18 protein-coding genes are annotated in these 17,708 nt (G+C 68.3%); 16 read left to right on the top strand and 2 right to left on the bottom strand.

The window, feature by feature from the left end; translation table 11 throughout:
- The 8 genes from AC1DTF_RS29405 to AC1DTF_RS29370 all read left to right on the top strand — a co-directional run.
- On the top strand, positions 1 to 895 hold an 895-nt coding region (locus AC1DTF_RS29405; protein WP_477476595.1), incomplete at its 5' end, for a TobH protein.
- A 4-nt stretch (positions 896 to 899) separates the two neighbouring features.
- Positions 900 to 2,126 (top strand): mannose-6-phosphate isomerase, class I, encoded by a 1,227-nt coding sequence (gene manA, locus AC1DTF_RS29400; RefSeq protein ID WP_057167190.1) that lies wholly within the window; start codon positions 900 to 902, stop codon positions 2,124 to 2,126.
- A gap of 193 nt (positions 2,127 to 2,319) precedes the next feature.
- Positions 2,320 to 3,546 carry an alkane 1-monooxygenase gene (locus AC1DTF_RS29395; protein ID WP_057167189.1) on the top strand — a complete coding sequence of 409 codons (1,227 nt, stop codon included), beginning with the start codon at positions 2,320 to 2,322 and terminating at the stop codon, positions 3,544 to 3,546.
- Positions 3,543 to 3,716 carry a rubredoxin gene (locus AC1DTF_RS29390; protein WP_057167188.1) on the top strand — a complete coding sequence of 58 codons (174 nt, stop codon included), beginning with the start codon at positions 3,543 to 3,545 and terminating at the stop codon, positions 3,714 to 3,716. The genes AC1DTF_RS29395 and AC1DTF_RS29390 overlap by 4 nt, the downstream gene beginning before the upstream one ends.
- 30 nt (positions 3,717 to 3,746) lie before the next feature.
- Positions 3,747 to 3,926 (top strand): rubredoxin, encoded by a 180-nt coding sequence (locus tag AC1DTF_RS29385; protein WP_057167187.1) that lies wholly within the window; start codon positions 3,747 to 3,749, stop codon positions 3,924 to 3,926.
- Between the two features lie 41 nt (positions 3,927 to 3,967).
- Entirely contained in the window at positions 3,968 to 4,600 is a 633-nt protein-coding gene (alkX, locus tag AC1DTF_RS29380) for a TetR family transcriptional regulator AlkX (protein ID WP_057167186.1), read from the top strand.
- A gap of 122 nt (positions 4,601 to 4,722) precedes the next feature.
- Complete coding sequence (ahcY, locus tag AC1DTF_RS29375) at positions 4,723 to 6,183, top strand: adenosylhomocysteinase (protein WP_477476594.1); 1,461 nt, start codon at positions 4,723 to 4,725, stop codon at positions 6,181 to 6,183.
- Between the two features lie 5 nt (positions 6,184 to 6,188).
- Positions 6,189 to 6,662 (top strand): hypothetical protein, encoded by a 474-nt coding sequence (locus tag AC1DTF_RS29370; protein WP_057167184.1) that lies wholly within the window; start codon positions 6,189 to 6,191, stop codon positions 6,660 to 6,662.
- Between the two features lie 27 nt (positions 6,663 to 6,689).
- Here AC1DTF_RS29370 and AC1DTF_RS29365 read toward each other — a convergent pair whose 3' ends face one another.
- A complete protein-coding gene (locus AC1DTF_RS29365) occupies positions 6,690 to 7,316 on the bottom strand; it encodes a trimeric intracellular cation channel family protein (RefSeq protein WP_477476593.1) in 627 nt (208 codons plus the stop codon).
- A gap of 24 nt (positions 7,317 to 7,340) precedes the next feature.
- Between AC1DTF_RS29365 and AC1DTF_RS29360 the strand changes: the two genes are divergently transcribed.
- The 8 genes from AC1DTF_RS29360 (at position 7,341) to lpqB (ending at position 16,721) form a co-directional block, all read left to right on the top strand.
- A complete protein-coding gene (locus tag AC1DTF_RS29360; protein WP_477476592.1) occupies positions 7,341 to 8,606 on the top strand; it encodes an amidohydrolase in 1,266 nt (421 codons plus the stop codon).
- Positions 8,607 to 8,943: 337 nt separating this feature from the next.
- A complete protein-coding gene (locus AC1DTF_RS29355; RefSeq protein WP_477476596.1) occupies positions 8,944 to 10,203 on the top strand; it encodes a lipase family protein in 1,260 nt (419 codons plus the stop codon).
- A 108-nt stretch (positions 10,204 to 10,311) separates the two neighbouring features.
- On the top strand, positions 10,312 to 10,998 hold the full coding sequence (locus tag AC1DTF_RS29350; RefSeq protein ID WP_477476591.1) for a hypothetical protein: 687 nt from the start codon (positions 10,312 to 10,314) through the stop codon (positions 10,996 to 10,998).
- Positions 10,991 to 11,818: a tetratricopeptide repeat protein gene (locus tag AC1DTF_RS29345; protein WP_477476590.1), complete on the top strand. Its 828-nt coding sequence runs from the start codon at positions 10,991 to 10,993 to the stop codon at positions 11,816 to 11,818. Before AC1DTF_RS29350 ends, AC1DTF_RS29345 begins: the two co-directional genes overlap by 8 nt.
- 9 nt (positions 11,819 to 11,827) lie before the next feature.
- Positions 11,828 to 12,451 (top strand): dTMP kinase, encoded by a 624-nt coding sequence (locus AC1DTF_RS29340; protein ID WP_477476589.1) that lies wholly within the window; start codon positions 11,828 to 11,830, stop codon positions 12,449 to 12,451.
- A gap of 106 nt (positions 12,452 to 12,557) precedes the next feature.
- On the top strand, positions 12,558 to 13,244 hold the full coding sequence (mtrA, locus tag AC1DTF_RS29335) for a two-component system response regulator MtrA (protein WP_057167177.1): 687 nt from the start codon (positions 12,558 to 12,560) through the stop codon (positions 13,242 to 13,244).
- 28 nt (positions 13,245 to 13,272) lie between these two features.
- The gene (mtrB, locus tag AC1DTF_RS29330) at positions 13,273 to 14,952 is read left to right on the top strand and encodes an MtrAB system histidine kinase MtrB (protein WP_057167176.1); all 1,680 of its coding nucleotides are present in this window, start codon (positions 13,273 to 13,275) and stop codon (positions 14,950 to 14,952) included.
- Positions 14,949 to 16,721 carry an MtrAB system accessory lipoprotein LpqB gene (lpqB, locus tag AC1DTF_RS29325; protein ID WP_477476588.1) on the top strand — a complete coding sequence of 591 codons (1,773 nt, stop codon included), beginning with the start codon at positions 14,949 to 14,951 and terminating at the stop codon, positions 16,719 to 16,721. The genes mtrB and lpqB overlap by 4 nt, the downstream gene beginning before the upstream one ends.
- 100 nt (positions 16,722 to 16,821) lie before the next feature.
- On the opposite strand, the gene AC1DTF_RS29320 is transcribed toward lpqB, so the two are convergent.
- A complete protein-coding gene (locus AC1DTF_RS29320; protein WP_477476587.1) occupies positions 16,822 to 17,622 on the bottom strand; it encodes an SDR family NAD(P)-dependent oxidoreductase in 801 nt (266 codons plus the stop codon).
- Positions 17,623 to 17,708 lie beyond the last annotated feature (86 nt).

Raw genomic sequence — 17,708 nt, 5'->3', positions numbered from 1 at the left:
GATCTGGGTCGCCGACGGTGGCCCGGCGCGCGCGGCGGGCGCACTGCTGGCGGCCGCTCTCGGTGCGGCCAGCGGGGTCCCGATCGTGGTCGCTTCCGAGCTGCCGCCGTGGACCGGCGCATTGGACGTCGTGGTGGTGGCCGGTGCCGACGCGGGCGATCCCGTGCTGGTGACGGCCGCGGCGACCGGGGTGCGCCGCGGAGCGCGGGTCGTGCTCGTCGCACCGCACGAGGGGCCGCTGCGCGATGTGACCGCCGGGCGCGCGGCGGTGCTGGCGCCGCGGCTGCCGGTCCCCGACGAATTCGGATTGACCCGCTACCTGGCTGCCGGTGTGGCGGTGCTGGCCGTCGTCGACAAGGCCGTCCGGGTCGACATCGGGGCGCTGGCCGACGAACTGGACGCCGAGGCATTGCGCAACAGCGCGGCGCGCGAACTGTTCACCAATCCCGCCAAGAGTCTGGCCGAGCGGCTGGCCGGGCGCGAGGTCGTGCTGGCCGGCGACAGCGAGGCGACGCTGGCCTTGGCCCAGCACAGCGCGGCGGTGCTGCTGCGGGTCGCGCGTCAGGTGGTGGCCGCAGTCGGTCTGACCGATGCGCTGGGCGCGTTGAGCCCGCTGAACATCGCGCCCGTCGACTACGAGACCGCGCTGTTCCACGACGAGGAACTCGACGGCCCGCTGCCGTCGCGGGTACGCACCGTGGTGCTGACCTCCGATGAGCARCGGCCTGTGGTGGTGGCACGCACCGAAGGCTTTGCCGACCTCGATGTGGTCAGTGCCGACGACGTGCCCGACAGCGCGACCAAGGTCGGCGGCGTCCGTCCCGAGCAGCAGCTGGCGACGGTGGCGGTGCGCCTGGAGATGACGGCCGTGTACTTACGACTGGTGCGAGGTTGAGGGTGTGAATCTGCTCCGAGGAGCTGTCCGGAAGTACGCGTGGGGGTCGCGCACAGCGATTGCCGAGTTCACCGGAAGACCAAGTCCCACACAACATCCCGAGGCGGAGCTGTGGCTCGGCGCGCATCCCGGCGATCCCGCACACTGTGCGACCGATGACGGTGAGCGCTCGCTGCTGGACATGATCAGCGCCGATCCGCAGGGCCAGCTCGGCGCCGGGTCGCGGGCCCGGTTCGGTGACGCCCTGCCGTTCCTGGCCAAGGTGCTGGCCGCCGACGAACCATTGTCGCTGCAGGCTCACCCCAGTAGTCAGCAGGCGGTGCACGGATTCGAACGCGAAGAGCGGCTGGGCATTCCGGTGACGGCGCCGACCCGCAACTACCGGGACGCCAGCCACAAACCGGAATTGATGGTCGCGCTCGGGCAGTTCGAGGCGCTGGCGGGATTCCGGCCCGCCGAACGCAGTGCGGAGTTCATGCGGGCGCTGGCGGTCACCGAACTGGATCCCTACATCTCGTTGCTCAAGGGCCAGTCCGACGCCGACGGGTTGCGTGCGCTGTTCACCACCTGGATCACCGCACCGCAGCCCGCACTCGATGTGCTGGTGCCTGCGGTGCTCGACGGTGCGATCAACTACATCCGTTCGGGCGAGACGACCTTCCAGGCGGAGGCCAAGACGATCCTCGAACTCGGCGAACGCTATCCCGGCGACGCCGGTGTGCTGGCCGCGATGCTGCTGAACCGCATCACCCTGCAACCCGGCGAAGGCATCTATCTGCCCGCCGGCAACCTGCACGCCTACCTGCACGGGGTGGGCGTCGAGGTGATGGCGAACTCCGACAATGTCCTGCGGGGCGGGCTGACACCCAAGCACGTGGACGTGCCCGAACTGCTGCGGGTGCTGGACTTCACGCCCGCCGATGATTCGGTGATCCTGCCGCGGGCCATCCGCGGCGGCGCGGAACTGATCTATGACACCCCGGCCCCGGAATTCGCGGTGTCGGTGCTGCAGGTGACCGAGGACCAGGTCGGGCGTGAGGTCGACGCCCCCGCCGAACACGACGGGCCGCAGGTGCTGCTGTGCACCGAGGGCACGGTGCAGGTGCGCGCCAAGGATGTCGCGGTGACCCTGGAGCGCGGCGCCGCGGCCTGGGTGGCCGCCGATGACGGGCCGATCCGGTTGGTCGCGGACCGGCCGAGCAAGCTGTTCCGGACCACGGTCGGCATCTAGCCACCGCTGCGCATCTGCTGTCGCGCGTATGCGCCGACGGTCCATCGAGATCTTCTTTGACGACTTTTCCGTGCGCTGAGTGCACGCTCGCGGCCAGCTGTGTTTACAAATAGATATGTTTTGTCTAGACGCGAGACAAATTAAGTTCTATAGTCAACGCCAGTAGTGATGGCACTCACAGGAGGTGTGGCAGATGACATCGCAGATCGATGTGGATGGACAGAATGCGCCGGCGGTCGAATGGCGGGATCGCAAGCGGTATCTCTGGTTGATGGGGCTGATCGTGCCGACGGCGGTGCTGGTGATGCTCCCGATCGTCTGGGCGCTCAACGAGCTCGGTTGGCACGCGGCGGCGCAGGTGCCGTTCTGGATCGGACCGATCCTGGTCTACCTCGTGCTGCCGCTGCTGGACCGCAGGTTCGGACCCGACGGCGAGAACCCGCCCGATGAGCTGATGGAGCGGTTGGAGAACGACAAGTACTACCGCTACTGCACCTACAGCTTCATCCCGTTCCAGTATCTGACCCTGGTGCTGGGGGCCTACCTGTTCACCGCGGCCGATCTGAGCTGGCTCGGCTTCGACGGCTCCCTGGGCTGGCCGGCCAAGATCGGCCTGGCGCTCTCGGTCGGCATGATGGGCGGCGTCGGCATCAACACCGCGCACGAGATGGGCCACAAGAAGGAGTCCATCGAGCGCTGGCTGGGCAAGATCACCCTGGCGCAGACCTGCTACGGCCACTTCTTCATCGAGCACAACCGTGGTCACCACGTTCGGGTCGCCACCCCGGAGGACCCCGCCTCCGCGCGCTTCGGCGAGACGTTCTGGGAGTTCCTGCCGCGCAGCGTGTGGGGCAGCCTGAAGTCCTCCTGGGAGTTGGAGGCCAAGCGACTGGAGCGGGCCGGTAAGAGCAAATGGCACTGGTCCAACGATGTGCTGAACGCCTGGGCGATGTCGGTGGTGCTGTACGGCGCCATCATCGCGGTCTTCGGAGTCGCCGTCCTGCCCTACGTCATCCTCTCCGTGGTCTTCGGCTTCTCACTGCTGGAAACGGTGAACTACCTGGAGCATTACGGGCTGCTGCGGCAGAAGACCGCCAGCGGACGCTACGAGCGTTGCGCTCCCGAGCACAGCTGGAACTCCGACCACATCGTCACCAACCTGTTCCTCTATCACCTGCAGCGGCACAGCGATCACCACGCCAACCCGACGCGTCGCTACCAGACCCTGCGCAGCATGGAGGGCGCACCGAATCTGCCCAGCGGCTACGCGTCCATGGTCGGGCTGACCTACTTCCCGCCGCTGTGGCGCAAGGTGATGGATCACCGCGTGCTGGCCCACTACGACGGCGACATCACCAAGGTGAACATTCACCCGCGGATGCGCGACAAGGTACTGGCCAAGTACGGGGCCGCCCGGTGAGCGCCTACCGCTGCCCCGGTTGTGATTTCGTATACGACGAAGCCAAAGGTGCTCCGCGCGAAGGCTTTCCGGCCGGTACCGGATGGGTCGACATTCCCGATGACTGGGCCTGTCCGGACTGTGCGGTCCGGGAGAAGGTCGACTTCGAGGTCCAGGGCGACGGGAATTAGAACCGTATATATGAGAGAGGAATCCCGAACATGGACTACAAGCTGTTCGTCTGCGTGCAGTGCGGATTCGAGTACGACGAGGAGAAGGGTTGGCCGGAGGACGGGATCGCCCCGGGTACCCGCTGGGATGACATCCCCGAGGACTGGAGCTGCCCGGACTGCGGGGCGGCCAAAACAGATTTCGAGATGATCGAGGTTGCCCGGCCGTGACAGTCAGCGCAACCGCGGCGCGAAGCTATAGGGTCGCGGCTATGAGCGCACCCTCGCCCCGGCGTACGGCACCGCGTGTGCCCTACGCCGAGGCGTCGCGGGTGCTCTTGCGTGACTCGATCCTCGATGGCATGCGGGACATGCTGCTGGTGCGGGACTGGTCCTCGATCACCCTCACCGATGTGGCGCGGGCGGCCGGTATCAGCCGTCAGACCATCTACAACGAGTTCGGATCGCGGCAGGGGCTGGCCGAGGGATATGCGTTGCGGCTGGCCGACCGCCTGGTCAACGCCGTCGATGCCGCGATCAACAACAACGTCGGCCGCGTCTATGAAGCCTTCCTGGAGGGTTTCCGCGCGTTCTTCATGGAGTCGGCATCGGATCCGCTGGTGATCTCGCTGCTCAACGGGGAAGCCAAGCCCGATCTGCTGCAGATCATCACCACCGACAGCGGGCCGATCATCACCCGGTGCTCGCAGCGGCTGACCGAAACCTTCCAGAACAGCTGGATAAAGGCCAGCGACGAGGACTCCGGGGTGCTGGCCCGGGCCATCGTCCGGCTGGCCATGAGCTACGTCTCCATGCCGCCCGAAGCCGACCACGATGTGGCCAGGGATCTGGCTAGGCTCATGACACCGTTCGCAGAGCGGTACGGTGTCATAGACACCCGGTAGCTGGCAGAGCGCTGAAGAAGTGCCTGTCCCGCGAGCCCGCAGGCCACCGGTGTCGCCCGCGCACAGCTGTGCGAGCTGGGCAACGCTGATTCAGAACACGATAAATAAGGGGCTCTATCCACATGACTGAGTTGACCGCCGACGTACGCAACGGCATCGACTACAAGGTCGCTGACCTTTCGCTGGCCGAGTTCGGGCGCAAGGAAATCCGCCTCGCCGAGCACGAGATGCCCGGCCTGATGGCGCTGCGCCGCGAATACGCCGACGTGGCACCGCTCAAGGGTGCGCGCGTCTCCGGCTCGCTGCACATGACCATCCAGACCGCCGTGCTGATCGAGACGCTGGTCAGCCTGGGTGCCGAGGTGCGCTGGGCGTCCTGCAACATCTTCTCCACCCAGGACCACGCTGCCGCTGCCATCGTCGTCGGCCCGCACGGAACGCCGGAGGAGCCCAAGGGCATCCCGGTCTTCGCGTGGAAGGGCGAGACGCTGGAGGAATACTGGTGGGCGGCCGAGCAGATGCTCACCTGGCCCGGCGAGCCCGCGAACATGATCCTCGACGACGGTGGCGACGCCACCATGCTGGTGCTGCGCGGCGCCGAGTTCGAGAAGGCCGGTGTGGTTCCGCCCGAGGACGACGAGCACTCCGACGAATACAAGGTGTTCCTGAACCTGCTGCGCCGGTCCATCGAGGCCGACAAGACCAAGTGGACCAAGGTCGCGGCGTCGGTCAAGGGTGTCACCGAGGAAACCACCACCGGCGTGCTGCGCCTGTACCAGTTCGCGGCTGCCGGCGAGCTGTCGTTCCCGGCGATCAACGTCAACGACTCGGTCACCAAGAGCAAGTTCGACAACAAGTACGGCACCCGTCACTCGCTGATCGACGGCATCAACCGCGGCACCGACGTGCTGATCGGCGGCAAGGCCGCGCTGGTCTGTGGCTACGGTGACGTCGGCAAGGGCTGCGCCGAAGCGCTCAAGGCGCAGGGCGCCCGCGTCGCGGTCACCGAGATCGACCCGATCAACGCGCTGCAGGCGCTCATGGATGGCTTCGAGGTCAAGACCGTCGAAGAGGCCATCGGCTGGGCCGACATCGTCATCACCGCCACCGGCAACCAGGGCATCATCACCCTCGAGCACATGCGGTCGATGAAGCACCAGGCCATCCTGGGCAACATCGGTCACTTCGACGACGAGATCGAGATGGCGCGCCTGGAGCGCGACAAGGACATCCGCCGGATCAACATCAAGCCGCAGGTCGACGAGTTCATCTTCCCCGATGGCCACTCGATCATCGTGCTGTCCGAGGGCCGTCTGCTGAACCTGGGCAACGCGACCGGGCACCCGTCGTTCGTGATGAGCAACAGCTTCTCCAACCAGGTCATCGCCCAGATCGAGCTGTGGACCAAGAACGATGAGTACGACAACGAGGTCTACCGCCTGGCCAAGCACCTCGACGAGAAGGTCGCCAAGATCCACGTCGAAGCCCTCGGTGGTTCGCTGACCAAGCTCACCAAGGAGCAGGCCGAGTACATCGGCGTCGACGTCGACGGCCCGTACAAGCCGGAGCACTACCGCTACTAGTCCCTGTGCGGATTCTGCGCGGTATCGCCACGGCGGCCCTCTGTGCCGCCGTGGCGACCGGCTGTTCCACTCCGTCGCAGGAGGTGGCGGCTCCGCACGCGCCACCTCCGCCGACCGACGTCCATCGCGACATCCCCGGCCTGGCCAAGGTGTTTCCCGGTATCGGCGCGCCCGTATCGGTGGCCTGGCTGCAGTGGGGCGACCCGGCCGGGGGAGACGCCGACGCCGCGGTGCGCTGGACGGACGCCGTCGTGAAGCTCTCGCCGACCGTGGCCGATGCCATGGTGACCCAGTTCAAGCCGACCGACACCGGTCGCGCACCGAACGTTCAGGACGCACTTTCCGCCGAGGTGCCGCCCGGCCCGTTCCTCACCGGCGAACTCCTGGACTCCGGGTTCTCCTCCGATTCGACCAGCACGTACGCGTTCCTGGACCGAGCCGCTGCCACGCTCGTGCTGCAGGCGACCAGCCTCGGCTGACCCGCGCGCCGAACCCGCAGCTGTCTATCAGCGCTGGCCGGGCGGACGCGGAGCATGGAGGTCGAAACGCACCCCCACCATCCGGATCACGAAGCAGACCGTGGCGGCACTGAGTGCGGCAACGGTGCCGTGATGCCCCAGGCTGTGGCCTGCGGCGGCGCACCCCGCGCCGATCAGGGCCGGAATGGCGTAGAGCTCGCTGCGCAGGACGGTGGGAATCCGCCCGATCATCACGTCGCGGATGGTGCCGCCACCCACTGCGGTCACGGTGCCGACGATGATCGCTTGTGGGACACCGAAACCCAAGTCCAGTGCCTTATAGGCGGCCAGCACCGAGAACACGCTCAGCCCGATGGCGTCGAGCACCGTGATCGGTAGGCTCAGGCGGTCGAGTCTGCGGCTGAGTGCGAATGCGATCAGGCCACCGCTCGCCGCGACGGCCAGGTAGCGCCAATCGACGAACGTCGCCGGCGGCAGTGCGCCGAGCAGGACATCGCGGATGGTCCCGCCGCCGAGCGCAGTGAACATGCCGAGCGTGATGACACCGAAGATGTCGAGCCGTTCGGCGCGTACCGCGGTGAGCGCGCCGTTGAGTGCGAACGCGAAGGTGCCGGCAAGGTCGAGCGCCAGCAGCAACGGCGTTTCGGTCGGCATGACACGAGGTATACCGCATCGGTGATGCCGTCAGCGCGCGCCACCGACGCCGTCCTGGGCGGTATGGATCAGGTCCGCGCCTGGCAGGAGGACCTGTACCGCCGACTGCACGAACATCCAGAGCTGTCGCATCAAGAGACCCGTACCGCCCACAGCGTCACCGAGCGGTTGCGCGCCTGCGGATATGAGGTGCACGACGGGATCGGCGGCACCGGTGTGGTGGGGATACTCCGCAACGGGCCCGGTCCCACCGTGCTGCTCCGTGCGGACATGGACGCGTTGCCGGTGCGCGAGGACACCGGTCTCGACTACGCCAGCACCGTCCTTGCCACCGACGCCGATGGCAACCAGGTTCCGGTGATGCACGCCTGCGGGCACGATGTGCACGTCACCGCTCTTCTCGGCGCGGCCCAGCTGCTCGCGGACGGTGCCGATCATTGGGCGGGCACAGTGGTGGCGCTGTTTCAGCCCGCCGAGGAAACTGCCGACGGTGCACGCGCCATGGTCGACGACGGCCTCGCCGCCCTGCTTCCCGCAGTGCACGTCGCGTTCGCTCAGCACGTCCTGCCACTGCCGGCGGGGTTGATCGGTACCCATGCAGGCCCATTCATGGCCGGCGCCGACAGCATCCGTGTGGCCGTGCACGGCCGCGGCGGGCATGGGTCGATGCCGCAGGCCACGATCGATCCGGTGGTACTCGCGGCGATGATCATCGTGCGGCTGCAGACGGTCGTCTCCCGCGAGATCGCCCCCACTGAAACTGCCGTGCTCACCGTCGGAAGCGTGCAGGCCGGGAGCAAGAGCAATGTGATCCCGGACCGCGCGGTCCTCCTGCTCAACATCCGCACCTACAGCGAACAGACGCGGGCTGCGGTCATCGGGGCAATCCGCCGGATCGTCACCGCCGAATGTGCGGCCGCCGGGTCCCCGCGGGACCCTGAGTTCGAGATGTTCGATCGATTTCCGTTGACCGACAACGATGTTGAAACGACGGGGCGAGTGCGTGGAGCATTCGAGGCATTCTTCGGTGACCGGTGCCGGGAGCTGCCGCAAGGAGCGGGCAGCGAGGACTTCAGCGAGATCCCGTCGGCCCTGGGCGTGCCGTACTCGTACTGGGGTATCGGCGGTATCGACCCGGCGGCGTTCCGGCAGGCCCTCGAAGGCGGCCGGGTCAACGAGGACATTCCGGTCAACCATTCGCCGAGTTTCGCCCCGGCTGTGCAGCCCACCCTCGACACCGGCACCCAGGCGCTGGTGGTGGCTGCGCTGGCCTGGCTGGCGCCGTCCTGATCCAGGGCGAACTCCTTGCGGTGGGTTCCCGCCGAATCCGGCCCGCCGGGTGGGCGTTCCTGGACCGGGAGTCGGCAACGCTCGCGCCGGGGGCGACCAGCACCGACCGACCGGACCACGCAACGAAGTCGGTAGCTCGGCGGTGCCGGGATCGGGGCAGCGACCACCGGCTGAGCAAATCCCGGCGGTATCGGCCCAGGTCGGCCACCAAACGCCGTTACATCGGCGCCCGTGAACGACATGTGATGAATCCGTAGCCATTCGGCTACCCGTTTGTTACTGTCCGGTAGTGATTCGGGCCGGGGCTGTGTTCGTCGTGGTGTGTTTTGGGTTTGTCATCAGTTGTCTCACAACTGGTTTGGCGCACGCCGACGACTGGTATCCGTACTACAACGAGGACGAGTACACCGTCTTCTACACACCACCGAATCCGTTGCCGGACGTCCCGCCCGGCGACCTCGTCCGCACCGAGCCGTCCCGGCTGGTGATCGAGCCGTCCGGTCAGGTCGGCAGGCTCAATGCCACTGGCACGCGCGTCATGTACCGCAGCACGGACGGCCGAGGCAATCCGAATGTGGTGACCGGCACCTACTTCGAGCCGTTCAACGCCTGGCCGGGACAGGGCCCGCGCCCGCTGATCGTGTTCGGTCCCGGAACGCAGGGGCAGGGCGACCAGTGCGCACCGTCGCGGCAGTTCAACCAGGGCATCCACTGGTCGCCATATTTGGACATCATGGTCAACTACGAGTCCGGGTTCGTGAACACCATGGTGAACCGCGGGTTTGCGGTCCTGATGACCGACTACGAGGGTCTGGGCACCATCGGTACGACGCATACCTATGTCAACCGGCTGTCCCAGGGACATGCCATGCTCGACGCGGCGCGAGCCGCCGGCAAGTTGCCGGGCACTTCGCTGACACCCGTTGGGCCCGTTGCCTTCTGGGGCTACTCGCAGGGCGGCGGCGCGGCAGCCTCGGCTGCCGAGTTGGCCGTCGCCTATGCCCCCGAACTCAACATCGTCGGCACCTACGCCGGTGCCCCGCCCGCCGACCTTGTCGACCTGATCCCGTACGCCGACGGCAGTGCGCTGGTCGGGGTGATTGGCTACGCGCTCAACAGCGTCATGCAGGGCTACCCGGAGGCCGCGCCCAAGATCCGGGCGCTGCTCACCCCGCGCGGGATGGACTTCGTCGACAAGACCAGGGATCAGTGTGTCGGGGAGACGGTCGCGAAGTTCATGTTCCGGCACCTGCAGCCCTACTTCAACCATCCCATCCCGGAGCTGTTGAACGACCCGCAGTTCCGCGGGATCTTCGATCTGCAAAAGCTCGGCACGCTGAAACCCAATGCCCCGGTGCTGCTCAACAGCAACCGCTATGACCCGCTGGTGCCCTACGCGCCGGTGGTGCAACTCGGCAAGGACTGGTGCGCCAAGGGCAGCGACATCGAGTTCCGCACCAACGAGGGTCCGCCGATCTTCAACAAGCTGGTGATCAACCACGCGCTGCCGATGGCGGTCGACGGTGAACCTGCCTTGCAGTGGGTCGCCGACCGGTTCAACGGGGTGCCGACGGCGCCGAACTGCGGGCAGTACTGACCCGCCCGAATTGGTGTGCTGCCCTTCCTTCCGGGTGACTTAGGCTGGGACATTGGGGGAGCCGTCGGTGCGGGACGAATACCCCTCGGACGGAGGGGGATCGGCAACGTGAGTGTGCCACCACAGGGCCCGCCACCCGGCTGGCCACCGCAGGGCCCGCCTTACTGGGCTGCGCCAGGCCCACCGCCTCCGTCCAACAACCGCGGTCTGCTCATCGTGCTGTCGGTGATCGTGTCGGTCTGCGTTGCCGGGTTCGCGGGTCTCATGATCGCCGCTGCCGACCGCGCCGAGGTCAGCGACGACGAGCGTGCTGCCAACGCACGGGTCGCACACAGCCCCACCGATTTCGAGATCGTCTGCCGCGCCGGCTCGGTGAGCAACGCCCGCTCCTTCGAGAGGCCGCACACCATCATGGCGTTCGCGGATGACGACGGTCTCGGCGCGTGGACCACGATCACCTTCACCGGTGACGCCCCGTTCATCGTCGGCACCGATCTGACGAAGGTCGACACCGTCGCCTGTGTGTCGAGGAAGCCCGGTACCGAGGTCAAAGAGGGAACCTGCGATGTCGAATCCGGGGGCGAGCTGTATGAGGCCGGACGGTACTCCGTGGAGTACACCGTGGAACTGCGCCAGGCGCGCACGGGCACGTTGGTCGAAAACCTCGGAACGGTTCCCGGGCCGTCGGATGACTGCCCGTACATCTCGTTCTTCGACCGCGAGTCACCGAAAATCTTCGGCTCGCCGGACAAGGCCGCGGTGGAAGCCAAACTGACGGAGTTCGTCGGTGAGTGATTCCGCACCCGGCGACGAGGACGCGATGCACACCCGGACGTTGGCGCTCTACGGGCAGGGTCGTGTTGCCGAGGCGCTGACGCTGGCCTGGCAGACGGCCGCCGGCCATCCGAATTCGCCTCTGGCGCAGTACAACTACGCCAGCCTGCTGCGCGAATCCGGGCGCGATCGCGACGCGCTGGCGGTCGTCGACCAGACGCTGCGGCTCAGTCCGGCCTCGCCGGATGCGCTGGTGCTGCGCGGGGACCTGCAGCGTTCACTGTCGGGTGCCCGTGCGGCCGAGGCCGACTACCTGCAGGCGTTGCGCCTGCAACCCGATCATGCGCTGGCGGTGCACAACCTCGCGGTCGGCAGACTGCGGATGGGCACCACCACCAAGGCGGTGCGCGGGCTGCTGGAGGCCACTCGACTGGACCCGACACTTGCGCCGCTGGCGCTGGGAAACATCGCGCTGGCGCTCACCCGCGTGCTGCGCTGGGCGACCGCGGCGGTGGTCCTGCTGGCCTCGGCGCTCATCGTGGTGGGTGCCCTGCGCGACGACGGTGTGTCGACCGCGCTGCCGCGGGTGGTCGCGGCCCTGCTCACGGTGCCGTTGCTCGTCGCCATCGCGTGGACCGTGCGCACCGTCCCGGGCCCCACGTTGCGGGCGGTGTTGGGCAGCGCGCGGCTGCTGGTGGTGCGGCTGCTGTTTCTGGGGGCGGCGGCGATCGTCGGTGCGGCCGTCGTCGCCGGGGCGACAGGCATCGCCGGTGTCGCGGGGCCGCTGCTGCTGTTCGCGGTGGTGGGCCTGACCGTGTTGGGCTGGATGACCGGGGCATAGGCTCCCAGCGTGCTGATGGTGATCGAAGGCCTGGACGGTGCGGGCAAGCGCACGCTGACCGAAGGGTTGCGCGCGGCGTTCGAAGCCGGGGGGAAGTCGGTCACCACGCTGGCCTTCCCGCGCTACGGAGCCTCGGTGCACGCCGACCTGGCGGCCGAGGCGCTGCACGGCAAGCACGGCGATCTCACCGACTCGGTGTACGCGATGGCGGCGTTGTTCGCGCTGGACCGGGCCGGGGCCAAGGACGAGATCGAACGCTTGTCGGCCACCCACGACGTCGTGATCCTGGACCGCTACGTCGCCTCCAACGCTGCCTACAGCGCGGCGCGGCTGCATCAGGGCATCGACGGTGCGGTCGTGGACTGGGTGTACGGCCTGGAGTTCGACAGGTTCGCGCTGCCCACGCCGGATTATCAACTGCTGCTCGATGTTTCGGTAGAGCTGGCCGACCGGCGGGCGCGGCAACGGGCCGAACAGGAAGCCGACCGGGCCCGCGATGCCTATGAACGTGACCGCGGTCTGCAGCAGCGCACCGCCGCGGCCTATGCCGGGCTGGCCGCCGCGAACTGGGCGGGGGAGTGGATTGTGGTGCCCCCGGACGCGGACCCGGTCGCGCTGGCCGCGAAGCTCTAGCCGAGGCACCCGCCGTCGCGCGATCCTCGACCGCATCGCCTGACATCGACCGATAAGCCCGCGAACCCCGCGTGGCACCCGGGTTTTATCGCCTTGTGGTGACACCATGGTCACCATGAGGCAACGGATCCTGGTCGTCGATGACGACCCCTCGCTGGCTGAGATGCTCACCATCGTGCTTCGTGGGGAGGGTTTCGACACCGCTGTCATCGGAGACGGCAGCCAGGCGCTGACCGCCGTCCGTGAATTGCGGCCCGATCTCGTGCTGCTCGACCTGATGCTGCCGGGCATGAACGGTATCGACGTCTGCCGCGTGCTGCGCGCCGACTCCGGCGTGCCGATCGTGATGCTGACCGCCAAGACCGACACCGTCGATGTGGTGCTGGGCCTGGAGTCCGGTGCCGACGACTACGTGATGAAGCCGTTCAAGCCGAAGGAACTGGTGGCCCGGGTGCGGGCCCGGTTGCGGCGCAACGACGACGAGCCCGCCGAGATGCTGTCCATCCACGACATCGAAATCGACGTGCCCGCGCACAAGGTCACCCGCGCCGGTGAGCAGATCTCGCTGACACCGCTGGAGTTCGACCTGCTGGTGGCACTGGCGCGCAAACCGCGCCAGGTGTTCACTCGTGATGTGCTGCTCGAGCAGGTGTGGGGCTACCGACATCCGGCGGACACCCGGTTGGTGAACGTGCATGTCCAGCGGCTCCGGGCCAAGGTCGAGACCGACCCGGAGAACCCGCAGGTGGTACTGACCGTTCGAGGAGTGGGATACAAGGCCGGACCTCCGTGATCGGTGGGCCCGCGGCTGGGCGGCGCTCGTGATCTGGGGTACGCGACGTCGGGTCCGCAGCCGTTTCCGCGGACCGTCCCCGATGCTGCGCGGGCTGGGCGCGGTGGGCCGCGCCGTCAGCTATGCCTGGCGCCGGTCCCTGCAACTGCGGGTGGTCTCCCTGACGCTGGGACTGTCGCTCGCCGTCATCATGGTGCTCGGCTTCGTGCTGACCAGCCAGATCACCGACCGCATCCTGGAAGTCAAGGTGCGCGCCGCCACCGAGGAGATCGAACGCGCCCGTGACACCGTCGGCGGCATCGTCGGCGGCGAGGAGACCCGCTCGCTGGACAGCAGCCTGCAGCTGGCCCGCAACACCCTCATCGATCGTAAGGCCGATGCCGGACCGGGGCTGGCCGGCGCCTACGACGCGGTGCTCGTCGTGCCCGGCGACGGCCCCCGTGCGGCGACCGCCGCGGGCCCGGTGCAGCAGGTGCCCGATGCGCTGCGCGATTTCGTGCAGGCCGGTCAGGTCAGCTACCAGTACGCGACCGTGCACACCGACGGGTTCTCCGGGCCGGCGCTGATCGTCGGGAGCCCCAGCACCTCGTCGGTCACCAATCTTGAGCTGTACCTGATCTTCCCGTTGAACAACGAGGAATCCACCATCGCCCTGGTGCGCGGCACCATGGCCACCGGCGGCATCGTGCTGCTCGGGCTGCTGGCGGCGATCGCGCTGTTGGTGGCCCGCCAGATCGTGCTGCCGGTGCGCTCGGCATCCAGGATCGCCGAGCGCTTCGCCGAGGGGCATCTGACCGAACGCATGCCGGTGCGCGGCGAGGACGACATGGCGCGGCTGGCGGTCTCCTTCAACGATATGGCCGAGAGCCTGTCCCGCCAGATCACCCAGCTCGAGGAGTTCGGAAACCTGCAGCGCCGCTTCACCTCCGACGTGAGCCACGAACTGCGCACCCCGCTGACGACGGTGCGGATGGCGGCCGACCTGATCCACGACCACAGCGACGATCTGGATCCGGCGTTGCGCCGCTCGACCGAACTGATGGTCAACGAGCTCGACCGCTTCGAGACCCTGCTGGCCGACCTGCTGGAGATCTCCCGCCACGACGCCGGTGTCGCCGAACTCGCGGTGGAGGCGGTCGATCTGCGCTCCACCGTGCAGAGCGCGCTGGACAACGTCGGTCACCTCGCGGCCGACGCCGGTGTGCAGCTCGATGTCGACATGCCGAGCGACGGGGTGATCGCCGAGGTCGATCCGCGCCGGGTGGAACGCATCCTGCGCAACCTGATCGCCAATGCCATCGACCATGCCGAGCGCAAATCGGTGGAGATCCGGATGGCCGCCGACGAGGACACCGTCGCCGTCACGGTTCGCGACCACGGTGTGGGGCTGCGTCCCGGCGAGGAGAAGCTGGTGTTCAGCCGGTTCTGGCGCTCCGATCCGTCGCGGGTGCGCCGCTCCGGCGGCACCGGGCTCGGGCTGGCCATCAGCATCGAGGACGCCCGGCTGCACCAGGGCCGCCTGGAGGCGTGGGGTGAGCCCGGCAAGGGCGCCTGCTTCCGGCTGACCCTGCCGCTGGTGCGCGGCCACAAGGTCACCACGAGTCCGTTGCCGCTCAAGCCGCCCGGGATCTCGGGCGGATCCACCGGACCGCAGGCGCGGGTCAAGGATCCCGCACTCCGGCGCGACCGCGAGTCGGAGGGCGTATGACACGCGCCCTGAGAGTTCTCTGTCTGGCCGTGGCCACCGTGCTCGCCGTGACGACCGCCGGTTGTGCCGGGGTGCCGAGTTCCTCGGCGCCGCAAGCGCTCGGGACCGTCGAACGGCCCGCGCCACCGAGCCTGCCCACGCCGACACCGGGCATGGAACCCGATGTGCTGCTGCGCGAATTCCTCAAGGCCACCGCCGATCCCGCCAACCGGCACCTGGCCGCCCGGCAGTTCCTCACCGAATCCGCTTCGCGCGGTTGGGACGACGCCGGCAGTGCGCTGCTGATCGACCGGGTCGTCTTCACCGAGACGCGCCGGCCCGACCTGGTCACGGTGAGCATGCAGGCCGATATCCTCGGCTCACTGTCCGAGCTCGGAGTGTTCGAGACGGCCGAAGGGGCACTGCCGGACCCGGGCCCGATCGAACTGGTCAAGACCCCGGGGGGCTGGCGCATCGACCGGCTGCCCAACGGGGTCTTYCTGGACTGGCAGCAGTTTCAGCAGACCTATAAGCGCAACACCCTTTACTTCACCGACCCCACCGGCAACACCGTGGTGCCGGACCCGCGCTACGTCGCGGTCTCCGATTCCGATCAGCTGGCCACCGAGCTGATGAGCAAGCTGATCGCCGGACCGCGACCGGAGATGGCGCGCACCGTGCGCAACCTGCTGGCCGCACCGCTGCGGCTGCGCGGCCCGGTGACCCGTGCCGACGGCAGCAAGACCGGGGTGGGCCGCGGCTACGGCGGGGCCCGCATCGAGCTGGAGAACCTGTCGACCACCGACCCGCACACCCGGCAACTGCTTGCCGCGCAGATCATCTGGACCCTGTCGCGGGCCGGGATCAACGGCCCGTACGTGATCAATGTGGACGGAGCGGCGCTGGACGACCGCTTCGCCGAGGGTTGGGACACCGCCGACGTGGCGGCCAGCGATCCCGGTGCCGCCGACGGCGCCGGCGCGGGCCTGCACGCCCTGGTGGGTGGATCGCTGGTGTCGCTGGACGGCCAGCGCGCGCCCCGGGTGCCGGGCCCGTTCGGGCAGATGTCCGACCAGGTGTCGGCGGCGCTGTCGCGGTCCGGTCAGGAAGTGGCCTCGGTGATGGTGCTGCGGCCCGGTGCGCCGGACATGGCCTCCTCGTTGTGGATCGGCCCGATCGGGGGCGCCGCCGGCCAGGCACTCGACGGGCGCACCCTGACCCGGCCCAGCTGGTCGCTCGATGACGCCATCTGGATCGTGGTCGACGGCGTCAACGTGGTCCGGGTGCTGCAGGACGCCTCGGGGCAACCCGCGCGCATCCCGGTGGACTCGACCGCACTGTCGGCCAAGTTCCCCGGCGCCATGACCGAACTGCAGCTCTCGCGCGACGGCACCCGGGCGGCGATGGTGATCGACGGGCGGGTGATCCTGGCGAGCGTCGAGCAGACACCCGGCGGCGGGTACGCGCTGACCTACCCGCGCCGGCTCGGCTTCGGGCTGGGGGACACCGCGGTGTCACTGTCCTGGCGCACCGGCGACGATATCGTGGTCACCCGCACCGACGGCGCCCATCCGGTGTCCTACGTCAACCTCGACGGCGTGAACTCCGACGGACCCAGCGGCAACCTGGCCGGCCCCGTGACGGTGGTGGCGGCGAACCCGTCGACGGTGTACGTCGCCGACCGGCGCGGGGTGCTGCAGCTGTCCGGTTCGGCCGCCGACGACGACCTCACCTGGTCGGAGGTGCGCCCGTTGATGATCGCGGGTGCGCTGCCGGTGCTACCGGGTTGATCCTGGGCGAGCGAAGCGACGGGGAAGATTTCTGGGGCGAGCGAAGCGACGGGGAAGACCCCCTGGGGCGAGCGAAGCGACGGGGAAGATTTCTGGGGCGCTAACGCTGTGCGGCGCGCTGCTTTTCGACGAACCCGATCGACATGCGCTGTAACAACCCCGGTGCGTACCGGGCGAACCGCCACGCCATCCGGGCCTGCCGGGGCCAGACCAGCAACGCCTTGTTGCGTTCGATAGCGCGCAGGCTGTCGGCGGCCAGGTCGTCGGCGGAGGCGAACGTGGTGCTGCGCTGGCCCATCCGGTAGAAATCACGGCCGACGAACCCGCCGACCGCGCCCTTGTCCAGGATGGGCGTCTCGACCGCGGTCGGGCAGATGGCCAGCACTCCGACCCCGTGGCCGGCGGCCTCCGAGCGCAGCGCCAGGGACAGCCCGACGACGGCGTGCTTGCTCATCACATAACTGGTGATCTGGCCGGCGGCGGCCAGCCCGGCCATCGACGCGGTGTTCACGATGTGGCCGTGGCCCTGTTTCACCATCACCGGGTAGGCGGCGGCCACCCCGTGCACCACCCCGCGGATGTTGACGTCGATGATCGCGTTCCACTGCTCGAGGGTCAGCAGTTCGGTGTCACCGCCCCAGGTGATGCCGGCGTTGTTGAACAGCAGGTCGATCCGCCCGGCACGGTCGACGACCTCGGTGACACAGTCGGCGACCGCGGCCGCATCGGCGACATCGAGCCGGCGCCACCGGGCGCCGAGCGGTTCGGCGGTGCGCGCCGCCGCGGCTTCGTCGATGTCGGTGCACACCACCTCGGCGCCCGCCGCGGTCAGGGCGCGGCACAGCGCGGCGCCGATTCCGGATCCTGCGCCGGTCACGATGGCCTGCTTGCCGTTGAACATGCCGAAATGCTATCGGTAACGGCAACGGTGGCCGTCGATTGTCGGCGAAACTCGCGTACCCGTCGTTCGCGCGGGCGGTTTCACGA

Source organism: Mycobacterium sp. P4_H6 (assembly GCF_056400845.1).
The sequence above is the reverse complement of the archived record's forward strand: the minus strand, read 5'-3'. Positions and strand labels throughout refer to the sequence as shown.